Genomic DNA, 16,254 nt, shown 5'->3' on the forward strand with positions numbered 1-16,254 from the left:
CCCCCGCACAGGCGGGGGCCGCCCCATCAGACCAGATAGCGGGCGAGGATTTCGCCAAGGCGCGGGATATCATCCGGGTGCAGACCGGCGATATTGATGCGGCCGGACGAGGGCATGTAGATGCCATCAACCTCACGCGCCTTGACCGTATCTTCCGCGCAGATGGGCAGCTGGGAGAACATGCCGTTCTGCTTCTTCAGCGCGCCGAGCAGGTTTGACCCGGTATGCGAAACGAGACTGTCGGCAAGCTGTTCGCGCAGCGAGATCATCCGCAGGCGCATGGCCGAAAGCTCGGCCTCCCATTCTGCGCGCAGCTCCGCGTCGCCAAGGATGGTGGCGACAATCCCTGCCCCATGGGCCGGGGGCATGGACCAGGTGGCGCGGCTCATATCAGCGACATGCGTGGTGGCCGCCGCAATGCCCTCTGCCGTTTCGCCGACGGCGAGGAAGCAGCCGGTGCGCTCCCGGTAAAGACCGAAATTCTTTGAGCAGGAATAGGAGATGAGGGCTTCGCCGGCTTCTTCGATGAAGGCGCGCACGCCGTCCATGTCCTTGTCCAGGCCGGAGGCGAAGCCGTGATAGGCAACGTCCAGCAAGGCGATAACGCCTTTATCCTTGCAGAGGCGGCCCAGCTCGCGCCAATCATCCGTTGACGGATCGATTCCCGTGGGGTTGTGGCACGACCCCTGGATGATGACGCCATCGCCGCGCTCCGCGGTGGAAAGGTCTGCCAGCGCGCCGAGCTTGTAGAAAGCGCCGTCGCGGGAATAGGCATATTCCTGCACTTCAAGGCCAAGCGATTTGACGACGTTGGGATGGTTCGGCCAGGTGGGCTTGGATACCCAGACGCGGCGCGCGCCCATGCGGCGCATGAGGCCGACGCCAAGGAAGAGAGCGCCGCAACCGCCCGGCGCCGTGAAGGAAAGGACGCGGCCTTCCTTCAGCGCGGGATGGTCCTTGCCGAACACGAACTGTTCGATATGGGCGCAGAAATCGGTGTTGCCGCGCGGGCCTTCATAAACCTTGGTGGTTTGGGCGGCGAGCATCTTGGCCTCGCCCTTGCGCACCGCCGAGAGGATCGGCGTTTCGCCATTTTCGTCCTTATAGACACCAACGCCGAGATCGAACTTCTCCGCGCGCTCATCTGCCCGGTAGGCAGTCATGAGGCCAAGAAGGGCATCCGGCGGGAGGGTGGACAGGGGCGAGAAATGGGACATGAGCTTTTGGCCTTCCGGTTCATTCTCGCTGACCCGTATCGGCTTTTGGACGCATAATAAACCCCGGCGGCTGGCTTCGCCGCGGGAAGATCAGGCCGGCGGCCGGAAGCTGCGCAGGATCTGTGCGAAGGTGGCGAAGATTTCTTCGCGTGTCACGTCCCGGTAGCCGGAGGACAGCGCGAAGCCCGCCCCGTTGAGCGCGGCCTGGAGGAGAATGGCGGCGGGGCGGATGCTGGATTCCGGCAGCAGACCCTGGCGGGCGAGCCAGGCGGCGCCCTGGGTCATGTTATCCATGCCGAGCTTGAAATCGAGTTCGTGCCAGCGCGCCATGCCAAACACCGAAGGACCATCGACCAGGACGATCGCCTGATAGTCCGGCCGGGTGGCCCATTCGAGATAGACCTCGCAACCGGCGAGAAAGGCCGCATAGGGGTCGGATTTCGAGCGCGCGGCGATGGCGGCTTCGCGGGCGGCGGTGTCCATTTCCAGCTGAAGCGCGGTCCAGACGGCGAGGAACAAGTCTTCCTTACTGCTAAAATAATGAAACAGCGCGCCCTTGGTTGTGCCTGCGGCAGCGGCCACGGAGGCGACGCTGGTGGCGCCAAAGCCCTGTTCTGCAAAGGATTTACGTGCGGCGCGCAGCAATGCTTCGCGCGTTTCCGCCGCCTGCTCTTTTGTGCGTTTCGGCATGTCCCACCTCTTGCGCACGATCATACCAGTGGTATGTAAAAAGCGTAACCATCTGGTTGCGGGCTTTTTCAAAAAGCCAAGCTGCTCACTTGAGACTATGCAGGCTGGGTGAACGCCGGTGGACGGCACGGACTGCATGTATTGCCGCGAAGCACTCTGGGAGGAGGAGTCTTCGCGGCTTTTTTTGCCCGCTTTTCTGCCAGGCCGGCGCGGACATTTTCACCGATTTAACTGAACGCACGATGCCAAAGCTGTTATCAGCCGTTCAGGCAAATACGAATACTCAGGTTTGAAAGGGCGGAAGGACGGAGGCTCGTTTCTCCCGAATTCCACGATGGGGAATGGCCCTTTGACGGCCCCCGCTCCGGCGGGGGCCGTTTCCATTTACAGACCGCCGCAGCGGCGCTCATATTCTGCAATGGCCTCTGGCATCCATTTCCGGAAATTCTCGGCGCGGGTCGAGGAAGCCGGGTGGGTGCTCATCCATTCGGGCGGGCGGGCCCCGCCGCCGGCCTGGCCCATGCGTTCCCACAGCTCTGGCGCCTCGCGGGGGTCGTAACAGGCCCGCACCAGCAGATCGAGGCCGATCTTGTCGGCCTGGGTCTCATGCTCCCGCGAGAAGGCGAGGAAACCGCCCTGCGCGGCCACGCCGAGCGCCTGGAGGACTGCCTGCTGCTGCATCGGCTCCATATCCGACACCCCGACCGAGAGGGCCACCTGCCCTATCTGGAGCATCTGCTGGGTGCTCATGCGGGCGGCGCCATGATGGGCGAGCGCGTGGCCGATCTCGTGGCCCATGACGACGGCGAGCTTGTTATCGTCGGCGATGTCGTCGAGCGTAACGCGGCCATCATGATTGCCGGTGATGTCGAGAATGCCGGTATAGACCGCCACATAACCGCCCGGCAGGCAGAAGGCGTTGGGCGTGGGCGAGTCGACGACATAGTAGGTCCAGTCGAAGGCTTCGACGACGCCGGGGATGTCGTAGCCGGCGGCGCGGTAGTCGTTTTCCAGCTCCAGCGCGGCGCGCTCCAGGCGCTGGCCGATCTGGCGGACCTTCTCCGTCAGCAGGCGCGCGTCACCCGTGCAGGATCGCTCCTCGGCGCAGAGGACGGTGTTTCCCTGCGAATGTTCCTGCTGGAGGATCTGCATATAGGCATCGGCGCCAAGCTTTACTTCCTGCGCGACGGAGATGGTGTTGAACTGCTTCTTGCCGGGGGCGAAGGGCACCTCTTTCTGGTTTGACTGCCAGTAGATGAACAGGCCGACCAGCGCGATCAGGATGATGCTGCCGCGCCCGCCGAGAATATCTCCGAGGCCATTGGCGCGAACGGGCGGGCGGCGATCCTGCATCAGACAATCCTCACAATGACCAAAGCGGCCTTTGCGCAGAGATTGCCCGCGAGCGCGCAACAGGCAAGGATGATTGACGGGACAAGGCAGTGGGGAATGCAAAATGGATGGGTCCGCATGGGGGAAACCGCGCAGCAGCGTCTACATCGCACTGGGCGTGACGGGCCTGCTCGTGGCGGTGACGGGCTTTTCGACAACCTATTTCTTTCCCATCGCCGGCGGCAGTTTCCACGCGCCGCTGATCGTGCACCTGCACGGGCTGGCGGCGTTTTGCTGGGTGGCGCTGTTCCTGCTGCAACCGACGCTGATCCGGCTGAACGCTTTCCCCGCGCACCAGCTGGCCGGCATGGCGGCCATTCCGGTGGCAGGCATGGTGCTGATCGGCGGGGCGGGCACGGGCGTGTTTGCCGTCAGCCGCGACCTTGCCGCCGGGATGGGCGACTTCGCCTATGCCAGCATTGTGGGCACGGTGGCGGGGCTGGTGATCTTCTTCTGCCTGGTGGTCGCAGGCATCCTCAACCGGCAGCGGCCGGAGACGCACAAGCGCCTGATGGTGCTGGCGACGATCATCCTGCTGTGGCCCGCCTGGTTTCGCCTGCGCCACATCTTTCCCGGCATCCCGAACCCGGAAGTGACGCTGGCCTTGCTGGCAGCCGACTCGCTGATCCTGATCGTAATGGCGCGCGACAAGCTGGCCGAGGGGCGCGTGCATCCGGTTTACCTCTGGCTTGGCCCGGCGATCATTGCCGAGCAGACGCTGGAAGTGCTGCTTTTCGGGTCGCCCGGCTGGATTGACGCGGGCAAGGCGATCTACGGCGCCCTGAGCTGAGGCCCACCCCAGCGGCAGGGTTTGCAGGGGGCGAGCCAGTCGCTATCTATCCAGCATGACCGATGCGACCCCTGCCCCCAAACTCGAGATCCGGATCATTCCGGTGACCCCGCTGCAACAGAACACCTCGATGATCTGGTCCACCGAGACCAAGGAAGGCGTGTTCGTCGATCCGGGCGGCGAGATCGACAAGCTGATGCAGGCAGCCGACCATTTCGGCGTGAAGATCGTGGGCGTGTGGCTGACCCATGGCCATCTCGACCATGTGGGCGCGGCGATGGACGTGAAGGAACGCACCGGTTGCGAGATCATCGGCCCGCATGAGGACGATCAGTGGCTGCTGGATGAAGTGGAAGCCAGCGGCGCGCGCTATGGCATTCGCGACGGGAAGAATGTGACGCCCGACCGCTACCTGCAGGATGGCGACGAGCTGGACCTTGGCGGCACCAAGTTCGGCGTGGCCCACTGCCCCGGCCATACGCCGGGCCATGTGGTGATCTACCAGCCCGAAGGCGCGCTGGCCTTTGTCGGCGACGTGCTGTTCCGCGGCTCTGTGGGGCGCACGGACTTTCCGCGCGGCAACCACCAGCAGCTGATCGATTCCATCACCGGCAAGCTGTGGCCGCTGGGCGACCAGATGCGCTTCGTGCCCGGCCATGGCCCGATGTCCACCTTCGGGCAGGAGCGCCAGGACAACCCCTTCGTGGCCGATGCCGTGACCGGATATAATGGCGCGGAAAAAGGCGACGTGGACCTCGTCAGCCAGCGCCTTTCCAAACGCTACACCTGACAAAAAGTCAGTTCCGATGAAAACGTGTCAGTTTTCATGACATGAGCCATTGCGTGCGAATTTCTTTCGTGTCATATGATCTGACATGTCGTCAGAAACACTGTCTCTCCGTGAAGCCCAGCGCGAACTCACCCGGAACCGCATTCTCGATGCGGCGCTGGACCTGATTTCCGAAGAACCGCTGGACGCCATCACCCTCGCCAACGTCGCCGCGCGCGCTGCCGTGACCGAGCGTACGCTCTACCGATACTTCGCCACCCGCGACGAGCTGGTCGAAGCCCTCTGGCCCCGGATCAATGACCGGGCCGCGCATGGCCGCACCTTTCCAGAAACGCCCGAAGCGATGATCCGGCAGCCTTCTGAAATCTTTCCCGGCTTCGACCAGGAAGAAGGGCTGACGCGTTTCGTCTTTACCCGGCAGGGGCAAGAGCTGCGCCTCTCGGTGAACGACAAGCGGCAGGCCGCATTCCTTCAGGCGGTCGCCAAAGCGCGGCCTGACCTGGGTGAAAGCGACCGCCGGGAACTGGCCGCGATTTGCCAGCTGCTCGACTCGTCCTTCGCCTGGGTATCCCTGAAGGATTACTGGGGCATCGAAGGCAACCAGTCCGGCCCGCTCGCCTCAGAAACGATACAGCTGCTGCTGGCGCAATTCCGGCGAAAGGGCGCAGGCGACACGTCCTGAGCCCGGCCTCCCTCGCACACTGACCAATTTCCAATTACAATAACGGGCGCCGGAGGACCGGGCCCGGACGGGCAGAGTTTGCCCGTTACCCCAGGAGTGAACGCAATGATGATCGCACATGTTTCCCTTCCCGCGGACGACACGGCCAAAGTGGCTGAAACGCTCGCCCGGATCATGAATGGCACGGCCGTGCCCATCCCGCCGGGCGGCCCCGGCGCGTGGATGGCCTGGTCGGGCGATGAGCTGGTCGAGATTGAAGTTATCCCGCGCGGCGCCGTGATGCAGCCTGCCGAAGGCGGCGGCAACTGGCAGCCCCAGGCGGAGGCCGCCAGCACCTCACGCCGATCCGAATGCCACTTCGCCCTTTGCGTGGATCGTCCGGCCAAGGAGGTTATCGACATCGCAGAAGCCGCCGGTTGGCCAAGCACGATCTGCGACCGGGGCGGGTTCTTCCATGTTGTGGAAGTATGGATTGAGGACGCCTTCCTGATGGAAGTGCTCGATCCGGAATATACGGCGGCTTACAAAGCCTCCATGTCTCTGGCCAATTGGCACAGCGTTTTCGGCACGGCGCAGGCGGCGCTGAAATAGGGCGAGAATTGGGCCGGAACCAAGACCGCATGCGGGCGTTCCCTTTCCACGAACAAGGAAAGGAACGACCCATGATTGGATACCTGAAAATCGCCGCGATTGGCGCAGGCGCCCTCGCTATGGCGGCCTGCACTTCATCTGGCACCGCAGAGCGCAATGCCGCCGTTGGCGCCGCCGTTGGCGCAGCTGCGGGCGCTGCCATCGGCAACAATGTCGGCGATGGCGACGCGAAACGCGGCGCAGCAATCGGCGCAGCGGTTGGCGGTGTTGCCGGAGCCGTGCGCGGCTGTAACCAGGCCGGCGATTGCGGCAGCGGCAAACGCCCCGCCAATTACGATCCGTACAACTACGATACCGACGGTGACGGCGTGGTTGACGCCCGCGACCGTTATCCCAACGACGCTCGCAGCTGGTAATCCACGGTGACGCAGAACAAAGAACAGGCCCCCGCTCCCTCCCTCAGGGTGACGGGGGCCTATCTGATGGCCACACGGAAATGAAATCCCGCAATGAGCTCCGGTTCTGAGCAAAGGCGGCTGAACCCAGTCCTTTCCGGCGATGGTTGGAGCACGTGAACGATACAGGCTGATCCGCTAAGGCGCCTCACCCTGCAGTTCGGCGATCTTGTTCGCGTGAACCCCGAGCATAAGCTCATACAGCCAGTTCGGCATGCCCGGAAGGTCTGCGGTTTCGGGCGTACGGATATCCCCTGACTGGAAGAGGGCGAGCGCATCGTTGAGCATCAGGCGCCCGGCAATACCCTGTCCGGCGGCGTCTGCCTCGGTTGTCATGACGGCAACCAGGGCCCTGAAGGCAGCCCGGGCCGGAGCTGTTTCCTCCGCTGGCGGATTACCAACCCCCGCAGCCAGGGGCGTCCAGTGGCGGCTGAGTTCCAGGGCAATGGAAACTGTCGCAGCCTCCGTGCCGACTTGGCCGGGCGCGAACCAATCGGCCCTTGGAACCTCCGTGAACGCCGCACCGTCAAAGAGACGCCGGCTGACGCCATGCTGTTCAAACAGCTTGTCGAGATTTGCCTGATCCGTCTTTTGCCACAGGCCATATGGCGGCTCTTTCTCACCGAGATATTGCGAGACGTCACGGAGCGCTTCTCGCAGGTAGAAGTGGACATCCTTCTGTCCAGTTATCTGTCCGCCCTCGACTTGCCGCATGATGGCCTTGGCGCGCTGGGCCAGAGGGTTCCAGTCCGTGAACTCCGCAGACCCGCGGCAAGCGTCGGCCAGCGTGCTGAGCAGCCTGAGCGATGAGGGGCGCCTGATGGTATTGTAGGCCGATGCGCCGGTCGCCATCGTCCGGGTGACATAGTTGCAGCTTAGCGTGGGCGGCGCGTCCGAGACGAGCGGATGAACATCATGCCCCGCTTCTGCATAGCTCGTCAGGGCGTCGGTTCCCTCCTTTACGATGCCGGCCCAGTCATCATAGGTCAGATTGAAGCCGCCATGGTTCAGGCGCTCCGGAATATCCTGCTGCGCGGCGAGAATATGATCGATCGCCCGGGCGATATATCGGGCGTGCGAGGCCTTGCGGCCTTCACCTGGCGGTGTCGCGGCTTCAAGTCGCTTGACCCATTTCAACTCTACTCCCGCCGCGATGATCTGAACCCAGCCCGTTTCCGGGCAGCGTTTGGCATCCAGGCGGATTTCCGCGAGATGCTCGCCAAAGGCCTGGTCAGACACCGTGGACTGGCCGAGAGCATTGTAGGCCTTTGCCCCTTTCACGATGCGGTTCGGCCCGCAATCGAATGGCGAGGCCAGCGCCGGGCCTACCCCCAGCATCGCAACAAGCACCAATCCGGCGATCCTTACAGAACAATGCATCTCGCTACCCTTCCTTCTGGGGCCCGTAGGTGTTTTTCAGCACGTCAAACAGCCACTGGGGAGGCAGGTCGTAGCCGCCCATCCTGTGCGTGCGCACGCGGCTTTCCTGCACATCGGACAGGGCATGGAGAATGACCATGCGCGTCTCGCCTTCCAGCCCCGCTTCCCGGCCCTCGGCCAGAATGCCGGAGACGAAATTGGTATAGACCGTGGCTGCAGACGCGACCGTTTTGTCACCCGCTTCAATCTCGGCGGCGAGGCCTGCCCATGTATCACTGAGCGTCCAGGCCAGGCTGAACGCCACCTCCTCGCCGCGTATGTGTTCCGCCGTAAACCACTGCTGCCGCGGCAGGAGACCGGCCTGCGCATCGACCCCATGCTTGCGCAAAAGGCCGTCGAGCTCTTTTGAAGTGATCTTGGAGAGTATGATGCCGAACCGGCCCCCATTCATATAGAGATAGGTGTCGCGCGCATCTCGTGCGGCGTGCAGCAAGCCGGCGGCCTGCGCCGGATCGGTGACCCCACCTGTCCGCACAAGATGGGTATAGGCGTAGGCTTTGACGGCAACGGGCGTATCGTCTTTCTTGACCGGGTCATCGCTGCAGGCGTCTGCCGCAGCATCGAGGAAGGGCCGGAAAATCAGATCCGCCTCTGTATCCATACCATAGCCGACGGTCTGCGAATCCGGGGCCAGCCAGCCTGTGCAGGCAGGCGGTGTTTCAGCCGCGATATAGGGATGCACGGTGCCCAGCCTGGCGAGGGTCATGAGCTTGGAGACGATGTCCTTCCGATTTTCAGCCGCAGCGCTGTAAGTCAGACTTCCTCTTCCTGAGCCTGTCTGGACAGCAATGCGGTCGGCGCGGCTTTCGGCAGGCGCGGCGATATACTTGTTGGACCGATCGTATGCGCGGACCAGATAGTTCAACGCCGACTGGTTGATCTGGTTATTGTTGCCGCGGACCAGGACATCATAGGCACGCATGTCCATGACTGCGCCCATCATGTTGATCCATGGATGGTCAGGGCAGCGCGAGACCTGCCCGTCTATTTCCGTCAGAGCCTGCTGGAACTGCTCGGCCGTATTGGTTGGCCGCAGGCTGGCCTCCAGCGCCTTCGGGAGGTGGTCGGTCTCGCAGGCATCTTCAGCACGCGCCACGCCCCCTGCCAGGGCCAATACCAGCATGGACAGCACCCCGAAGCGGAATGCGTCTACCCCGCTGATTTGACTTCCGGAATGAAGGGACTCAGCGGCGCCGGCCAAAGGCATAATCTTCATGGATCTGTTCCCCCTCCGAGCGTTCCGAAGGAAATCACTCCGCCTCCCCGCCGCCCCTCCTCCTCCATGCGGCGATAAGGCAGGTCACAAATGCGGCGCAGGGCGAGCGTTTCATCTGGATTTCTTTCACTACAGCCCGTAGCACCGCCCGAAGCAGGATGCCTCCCCCTGTATGGGGGTATATCGTACACCTTGCGCCTTGCCCCCCGGCCCGACTCCCTGCTATCGGGCAGCCGTTTGACCGCCTGTGAGGAGACCACAAACCCATGCCCAAGCGCACCGACATCTCCTCAATCCTCGTTATTGGCGCCGGCCCGATCATCATCGGCCAGGCCTGCGAGTTCGATTATTCCGGCGTACAGGCGGTCAAGGCGCTGAAAGCCGAGGGCTACCGGGTGATCCTGGTGAACTCGAACCCCGCCACCATCATGACCGACCCGGAACTGGCGGATGCGACCTATATCGAGCCGATCCTGCCCGAAGTGGTCGAAAAGATCATCGAGGCCGAGCGCCCCGACGCCCTGCTGCCGACGATGGGCGGGCAGACGGCGCTGAACTGCGCGCTGGACCTGCACTATGCTGGCATCCTGGAAAAATACGGCGTCGAGCTGATCGGCGCGAAGGCCCCGGCCATCGAAATGGCTGAAGACCGCAAGCTGTTCCGCGAGGCGATGGACCGTCTTGGCCTCGAAAACCCGCGCGCCGCGATCATCTCCTCGCCGGAGCTGCCGTCCGAGCCGGGCAAGCCGAAGCGCTATGACCGCCTGGCGGGCCTGCGTGAAGCGATGGACGCGCTGGAGACCGTCGGCCTGCCGGCGATCATCCGCCCCGCCTTCACCCTTGGCGGCACAGGCGGCGGCATCGCCTACAATATCGAGGAATATGAAGAGATCTGCCGTTCGGGCATCGCGGCCTCGCCGAACGCCCAGATCCTGATCGACGAAAGCCTGCTCGGCTGGAAAGAGTATGAAATGGAGGTCGTCCGCGACAAGGCGGACAATGCCATCATCATCTGCTCGATCGAGAATATCGACCCGATGGGCGTGCATACCGGCGACTCCATCACCGTGGCCCCTGCCCTGACCCTGACGGACAAGGAATACCAGGTGATGCGCAACGCCTCGATCGCGGTGCTGCGCGAGATCGGCGTGGAGACGGGCGGCTCGAACGTGCAGTTTGCCGTGAACCCGAAAGATGGCCGCCTTGTCGTCATCGAGATGAACCCGCGCGTGTCGCGCTCCTCGGCGCTGGCATCGAAGGCAACCGGCTTCCCGATTGCCAAGGTCGCCGCCAAGCTCGCCGTCGGCTACACGCTCGACGAGCTGGACAATGACATTACAGGCGTGACGCCGGCCTCCTTCGAGCCGACCATCGACTATGTGGTCACCAAGATCCCGCGCTTTGCCTTCGAGAAATACAAGGGCGCCGAAGCGGTACTGACCACCGCGATGAAATCGGTGGGCGAGGCGATGGCCATTGGGCGCAGCTTCCAGGAGAGCCTGCAGAAGGCGCTCTGCTCGCTGGAGACCGGGCTTTCCGGCCTCAATGAAATTCCGTTCGAGGACGAGACCGCGCTGCGCCAGGCGCTGGGCATTCAGTCCCCGGACCGTCTGCGCGTGATTGCGCAGGCTTTCCGCATGGGCCTCAGCGTCAGCGATGTGCAGGCGATCACCTCGTTCGACCCCTGGTTCCTGCGCCAGATTGAAGACATCGTGAAAACCGAGGACGCCATCCGCCAGAACGGCCTGCCGGAAACGCCGGCAGAGATGACCGAGATCAAGGCGAAGGGCTTCTCCGACAAGCGCCTTGCCGAGCTGACCGGCCATACCGAGGACGGCGTGCGCACGACGCGCCACATGATGGGCGTGCGCCCGGTCTACAAGCGGATCGACACCTGCGCGGCCGAGTTTGCGGCCAAGACGCCTTATCTCTACTCGACCTACGAACACGCCCCTTTCGGTCAGGACGCGCCCGACTGTGAGGCGATGCCGTCTTCGCGCAAGAAGGCGATCATCCTGGGCGGCGGCCCGAACCGGATCGGCCAGGGCATCGAGTTCGACTATTGCTGCTGCCATGCGGCCTTCGCGATGGAAGACCTCGGCATTGAATCGATCATGGTCAACTGCAACCCGGAAACGGTGTCCACGGACTATGATACGTCTGACCGCCTGTATTTCGAACCGCTGACCATCGAGCATACGCTGGAAATCATCCGCAAGGAGCAGTCTTCCGGCGAGCTGGCAGGCGTCATCGTCCAGTTCGGTGGCCAGACCCCGCTGAAGCTGGCAGGCCCGCTGTTCGACGAGCAAGTGCCCATCCTCGGCACAAGCCCGCAATCGATCGACCTGGCCGAAGACCGCGAACAATTCGCCGCCCTGCTCGACACGCTGAACATCCAGCAAGCGCCCTCGCGCACCGCGCGCAGCGTCCCCGAAGCCGAAGTGAAGGCGAACGAGATCGGCTATCCGGTCATGCTGCGCCCCTCTTTCGTGCTGGGCGGCCGCGCGATGGAAATCGCCCGCAATGACGAAGACCTGCGCAAGTTCGCTGCCGAGGCCCTGAAGGTTTCGGGCGATGCGTCGCTGTTTATCGACCGCTATCTGGCCGACGCCATCGAAGTGGACGTTGACGCCCTGTGCGACGGCAAGACCGTGCATGTGGCCGGCATCATGGAGCATATCGAGGAAGCGGGCGTACACTCGGGCGACTCCGCCTGCGCCCTGCCGCCCTTCACGCTGTCTGCCGAGATGCAGAAGCGCCTGGGCGACCAGGCCGGCGCGCTTGCCATGGCGCTGAACGTCCGGGGCCTGATCAACATCCAGTTCGCCGTCAAAGGCGAGGAAATCTACGTTCTGGAAGCCAACCCGCGCGCCAGCCGCACCGTGCCTTTCGTGGCCAAGGCCGTCGGCGCGCCGATTGCCGGTATCGCAGCCAAGGTGATGGCAGGCGAAGCGCTTTCGGGCTTCGACCTTTCCAATGCCCGCCCGCGCCGCATCGCCATCAAGGAAGCCGTCTTCCCGTTCGCCCGCTTCCCCGGCGTTGATCCGCAACTCGGCCCGGAAATGCGCTCGACCGGCGAAGTGATGGGCTGGGACGATGATTTCGGCATGGCCTTCCTCAAGAGCCAGCTGGGCGGCGGCATTCGCCTGCCGTCTGAGGGCACCGTGTTCATCTCCGTGCGCGATGGCGACAAGAAGGCCGTAGAAGAGGCCGCCCGCGGCCTGGTGGACCTTGGCTTCACCATCCTGGCGACCAGTGGCACGGCCAACCACCTCGAATCGCAGGGCATTCCGGTCAAGCGCGTGAACAAGGTGCTGGAAGGCCAGCCACATATCGTCGACGCAATGATTAACGGCGACGTGCAGCTGGTGTTCAACACCACCGAGGGGGCCGCCTCCCTGTCCGATTCCGGGTCCATTCGGCGGACGGCTGTGGCGCGGAAAATTCCTTATTTCACAACGCTGGCGGCCTCTTTGGCAGCCGTTAGAGCCATCGCCAGCATGAAATCACAAGAAATCTCCGTACGCGCCTTGCAAAGCGCCTGACTGGCCACCACTTGACGCCCTTAGTTTTTGCGACAACGGTTTTTGCCGCTGAAGATGAGGGACACTCACGATGGAACGCATTCCGATGACTGCCGAGGGGCATGCAGCGCTTCAGGCTGAACTGAAGGTGCTCAAGTCTGTTGAGCGCCCCAGTATCATTGCCGCCATTTCCGAAGCCCGCTCGCATGGCGACCTTTCGGAGAACGCCGAATATCACGCGGCCAAGGAGAAGCAGAGCTTCATCGAAGGCCGCATCAGCGAGCTGGACGACAAGCTGGCCCGCGCCGACGTGATCGATGTCTCCAAGCTTTCGGGCTCGAAAGTGCGCTTTGGCGCGACGGTCACCATCGTCGATGTCGATACCGAAGAAGAGCAGACCTACAAGATCGTCGGCGAAGACGAGGCGGATGTGAAAGGCGGCAAGATCTCGGTCACCTCGCCCATCGCCCGCGCCCTGATCGGCAAGGAAGAAGGCGACGAGGCCGAAGTGGCCGCGCCTGCCGGCGCCCGCGCCTATGAAGTCGCCAAGGTCGTCTACAAGTAATTCCCGCCATTTCGGCCCGCCTACGGCCGGCTAACGGAAGGACCGGCCAGCATGGCCACCCTCGGCCCCTCTATCTGGGCGGTCTCCGATGGCCGCGCCGGCAACGCCGCGCAGGTGCGCGCACTGACGCAGGCGCTGGGCGCCACGCATCGCTGGATGCGCATTGCTCACATCGCGGGTGAAGGCCACCGGCAGGCGCCGCTGGTCTTCACCCCGAAGGCGCCGTGGCGGTGGCTGCCGGCAGACCGCTGGCCCTCAACCCTCAGTGCCCTGCCGAAAGACCAGCGCGCCCAGCTGGCCCCGCCCTGGCCGACCCTATGGATCGCGGCGGGAAGGCGCTCGGCAGCGCTGACGAAATATGCCCGGCGCGCCTCGGACGGCAAAACCTTCACGGTGCAGATCCTCGATCCTTATATCGCGCCATCGAATTTCGACCTTCTGGTCGTGCCCGAGCATGACGCCGTAGACGGACCAAATGTGATCCGCACGGTCGGCTCGCCGGCCTATTTCGCCCCGGAGATGCTGGAAGACGCCGCGCAGAATTTTGCCAACCTTGCCGACGAGACGCAGCGCTCTGCGATCGTGATCCTGGGCGGGGATTCGCGGGTGCATTCCTTTACCCAGGCAGCCGCCGACAGGCTGGAAGACCAGCTGCGCGGGCTGGCCGCCGAAGGCTGGCGCCTGCGCCTGACGGCTTCACGCCGCACGCCTGTGCCGATTGCGGCGCGCTTCCGCCAGATGGCAGGCGACATCGGCTCGGCCTTCTGGGCGGGGCCGCAGGACGGGCCGAACCCCTATCTCGCCTGGCTGCTTTTCTCCAACGCCGCTATCGTGACCGAAGACAGCGCCAACATGCTGTCGGACGCCGCCTGGCATGGACTGCCGGTGCATATTGCGCGGCTGGACGGCCGGGCGGAGAAGTTCGACCGGCTGCATGAAAGCCTGATCGACCGGGGCATCGCCCGCTGGTTTACCGGCAAGCTCGATCAGTGGACGTATGAACCACTGCGCGAGGCAGACCGGGTGGCCGACCTCATCGTCGAGAAGCTGCTGGAGCGGTATCCGGCGCCCGATTTCGGCAGCAGTTTCGTGACGCCCGACTGGATGCGCGACTGAACTAGAGGCCGAACGCCTCGGCGATCTGACGGGCGACGGTTTCGGGCGGGCTGTCGCTGGTATCGACTTCCAGATCGTACCGAGCGCCCTGATGCACGCGACCATGCTGCCAGCGGGTCTGGCCGATGTCACGATCCCCGCGCGCGTGTTCCCGCGCCTCGCATGCCGCCAGCGACGCGCGGACGCCGACATAGGCCACATCATGCCCCGTCAGCAGCTCTGTATAGGCCTGCTGCTCATTCCGGCCGAGCCAGACATCGTCAACGACGAGATCAAGCCCCGCGCCCGCCAATGCGGCGACGGAGCGGCGCATGCCCTCCAACACACGCTGGCCATAGGGGCCGCAGTCGATGGCGATCTCGGGCGGCTCTGCGCCCTCGACGGGGCGGAACACGAACGCATCGGGATGATTGTCCATGCGCGGGGGCTGCATGCCGAGGAAGGTGTCCATCTGAACATGCAGCAGAGGGCGCCGGGCAACCAGTTGGAGCGCGCGAGCGAGCGATGACTTGCCCGCGCTACTGGTCCCGTTGAGAATGATGACACGCGCCATCAGGCCGCTGCCACGCGTTCGTCCGCCGGCAGGGGCCGGGCGATGAAGCCGCCGCCGAGGATGCGTGTGCCGCCTTCCGGATCGTAGAGCACGGCGGCCTGGCCGCGCGCGACGCCTTCTTCGGGCGCATCGAAGAACACGGCCGGCTGGCCATCTTCCAGGCCGAGGCGGCCGGGAACGGGCGGACGGGTGGACCGCACACGGATGAGCACGCGCGCGCCATTGGCGGCGGCCTCTTCCAGGCTGCCCTGCCCGAGCCAGTTGAGTTCTTCCAGCAGCAGGCCGCGCGTCATCAGCGCCTCGCGCGGGCCAACGATGACCCGGCGGCTGGGCGCGTCGATCTTCACCACGAACAGCGGATCGCCCGTCGCGACGCCGAGGCCGCGGCGCTGGCCGATCGTGTAGTGGATCACGCCTTCATGACCGCCCAACACGCGGCCATCGAGATGCACGATCTGGCCGCCGCGCCCAGCGCCGGGGCGGAGCTTTTCGACGACCTTGGCGTAGGAGCCATCGGGCACGAAGCAGATGTCCTGGCTGTCGGGCTTGGCCGCGACTTCCAGGCCGAACTTTTCGGCCAGTTCGCGCACTTCGGTTTTCGGCAGGCCGCCGAGCGGGAAACGCAGGAAACCCAGCTGCTCGCGCGTGGTGGCGAACAGGAAGTAGGACTGGTCGCGGCTGGCGTCATGGGCGCGGTGAAGCTCCGGCCCGCCGGCGCCGTCCATGCGGCGGATATAGTGGCCCGTCGCCAGGCAATCGGCGCCCAGTTCCTTCGCCGTGGCGAGGAGATCGGCAAACTTGACCGTCTGATTGCAGCGGATGCAGGGAATGGGCGTGGAGCCTGACAGGTAGGTGTCGGCAAAGTCTTCCATCACCTGCTCGCGGAAGCGGGATTCGTAGTCGAGCACGTAATGGGGAATGCCGATCGCGTCAGACACGTTGCGCGCGTCGTGGATGTCTTGGCCCGCGCAGCAGGCGCCTTTCTTCTCGATGGCGGCGCCATGATCGTAAAGCTGCAGCGTGATGCCGATGACATCATAGCCTTCAGCTTTCAGCATGGCGGCCACGACAGAGCTGTCGACGCCGCCCGACATGGCAGCGACAACGCGGGTTTCCGCGGGCGGTTTGGCAAATCCAAGGGAATTGACGCGGCCTTCGGGCCACGTGGTGGTCGTATCGGTCATCTCTCACTCCCACCGGGTTCAAGGCCCGGAGCAGCTGGTTGGAAGCGGG

At 64.0% G+C, this 16,254-nt stretch carries 15 protein-coding genes; 8 read left to right on the forward strand and 7 right to left on the reverse strand.

Annotation, left to right across the window (positions count from 1 at the left end):
- Positions 1-26: 26 nt before the first annotated feature.
- The 3 genes from K1X12_RS00665 to K1X12_RS00675 all read right to left on the reverse strand — a co-directional run bounded on the left by K1X12_RS00665 (position 27) and on the right by K1X12_RS00675 (position 3,260).
- Positions 27-1,217, reverse strand: a complete 1,191-nt coding sequence (locus K1X12_RS00665; protein ID WP_220985714.1) for an amino acid aminotransferase — start codon at positions 1,215-1,217, stop codon at positions 27-29.
- Between the two features lie 90 nt (positions 1,218-1,307).
- The gene (locus K1X12_RS00670; protein ID WP_220985715.1) at positions 1,308-1,907 is read right to left on the reverse strand and encodes a TetR/AcrR family transcriptional regulator; all 600 of its coding nucleotides are present in this window, start codon (positions 1,905-1,907) and stop codon (positions 1,308-1,310) included.
- A 384-nt stretch (positions 1,908-2,291) separates the two neighbouring features.
- A complete protein-coding gene (locus K1X12_RS00675; protein WP_220985716.1) occupies positions 2,292-3,260 on the reverse strand; it encodes a M48 family metallopeptidase in 969 nt (322 codons plus the stop codon).
- 103 nt (positions 3,261-3,363) lie between these two features.
- Here K1X12_RS00675 and K1X12_RS00680 point away from each other — a divergent pair, with 103 nt between their 5' ends.
- The 5 genes from K1X12_RS00680 (at position 3,364) to K1X12_RS00700 (ending at position 6,568) form a co-directional block, all read left to right on the forward strand.
- Positions 3,364-4,089, forward strand: a complete 726-nt coding sequence (locus tag K1X12_RS00680; RefSeq protein ID WP_220985717.1) for a hypothetical protein — start codon at positions 3,364-3,366, stop codon at positions 4,087-4,089.
- Between the two features lie 55 nt (positions 4,090-4,144).
- Positions 4,145-4,879 (forward strand): MBL fold metallo-hydrolase, encoded by a 735-nt coding sequence (locus tag K1X12_RS00685; RefSeq protein WP_220985718.1) that lies wholly within the window; start codon positions 4,145-4,147, stop codon positions 4,877-4,879.
- Positions 4,880-4,964: 85 nt separating this feature from the next.
- Positions 4,965-5,561, forward strand: a complete 597-nt coding sequence (locus tag K1X12_RS00690) for a TetR/AcrR family transcriptional regulator (RefSeq protein WP_220985719.1) — start codon at positions 4,965-4,967, stop codon at positions 5,559-5,561.
- Between the two features lie 105 nt (positions 5,562-5,666).
- Positions 5,667-6,152 (forward strand): hypothetical protein, encoded by a 486-nt coding sequence (locus tag K1X12_RS00695; protein WP_220985720.1) that lies wholly within the window; start codon positions 5,667-5,669, stop codon positions 6,150-6,152.
- 71 nt (positions 6,153-6,223) lie between these two features.
- On the forward strand, positions 6,224-6,568 hold the full coding sequence (locus K1X12_RS00700) for a YMGG-like glycine zipper-containing protein (protein ID WP_220985721.1): 345 nt from the start codon (positions 6,224-6,226) through the stop codon (positions 6,566-6,568).
- A gap of 177 nt (positions 6,569-6,745) precedes the next feature.
- Here K1X12_RS00700 and K1X12_RS00705 read toward each other — a convergent pair whose 3' ends face one another.
- Positions 6,746-7,987: a hypothetical protein gene (locus tag K1X12_RS00705; protein WP_220985722.1), complete on the reverse strand. Its 1,242-nt coding sequence runs from the start codon at positions 7,985-7,987 to the stop codon at positions 6,746-6,748.
- A gap of 4 nt (positions 7,988-7,991) precedes the next feature.
- Positions 7,992-9,170 (reverse strand): hypothetical protein, encoded by a 1,179-nt coding sequence (locus K1X12_RS00710; protein WP_220985723.1) that lies wholly within the window; start codon positions 9,168-9,170, stop codon positions 7,992-7,994.
- Positions 9,171-9,529: 359 nt separating this feature from the next.
- Between K1X12_RS00710 and carB the strand changes: the two genes are divergently transcribed.
- From carB to K1X12_RS00725, 3 genes are all read left to right on the forward strand, one after another.
- Positions 9,530-12,808, forward strand: coding sequence for a carbamoyl-phosphate synthase large subunit (gene carB / locus K1X12_RS00715; RefSeq protein WP_220985724.1), 3,279 nt, complete (start codon positions 9,530-9,532; stop codon positions 12,806-12,808).
- A gap of 70 nt (positions 12,809-12,878) precedes the next feature.
- Positions 12,879-13,352: a transcription elongation factor GreA gene (gene greA, locus K1X12_RS00720; RefSeq protein WP_220985725.1), complete on the forward strand. Its 474-nt coding sequence runs from the start codon at positions 12,879-12,881 to the stop codon at positions 13,350-13,352.
- Between the two features lie 51 nt (positions 13,353-13,403).
- Positions 13,404-14,468 (forward strand): mitochondrial fission ELM1 family protein, encoded by a 1,065-nt coding sequence (locus K1X12_RS00725; protein ID WP_220985726.1) that lies wholly within the window; start codon positions 13,404-13,406, stop codon positions 14,466-14,468.
- 1 nt (position 14,469) lies between these two features.
- Here the strand turns inward: K1X12_RS00725 and K1X12_RS00730 are convergent, their stop codons facing one another.
- Positions 14,470-15,021 carry a chloramphenicol phosphotransferase CPT family protein gene (locus tag K1X12_RS00730; protein WP_220985727.1) on the reverse strand — a complete coding sequence of 184 codons (552 nt, stop codon included), beginning with the start codon at positions 15,019-15,021 and terminating at the stop codon, positions 14,470-14,472.
- A complete protein-coding gene (gene mnmA / locus K1X12_RS00735) occupies positions 15,021-16,205 on the reverse strand; it encodes a tRNA 2-thiouridine(34) synthase MnmA (RefSeq protein ID WP_220985728.1) in 1,185 nt (394 codons plus the stop codon). The genes K1X12_RS00730 and mnmA overlap by 1 nt, the downstream gene beginning before the upstream one ends.
- Between the last annotated feature and the right edge of the window lie 49 nt (positions 16,206-16,254).

This window comes from Hyphomonas sediminis, assembly GCF_019679475.1.
GTDB classification, from domain to species: Bacteria; Pseudomonadota; Alphaproteobacteria; order Caulobacterales; family Hyphomonadaceae; genus Hyphomonas; species Hyphomonas sediminis.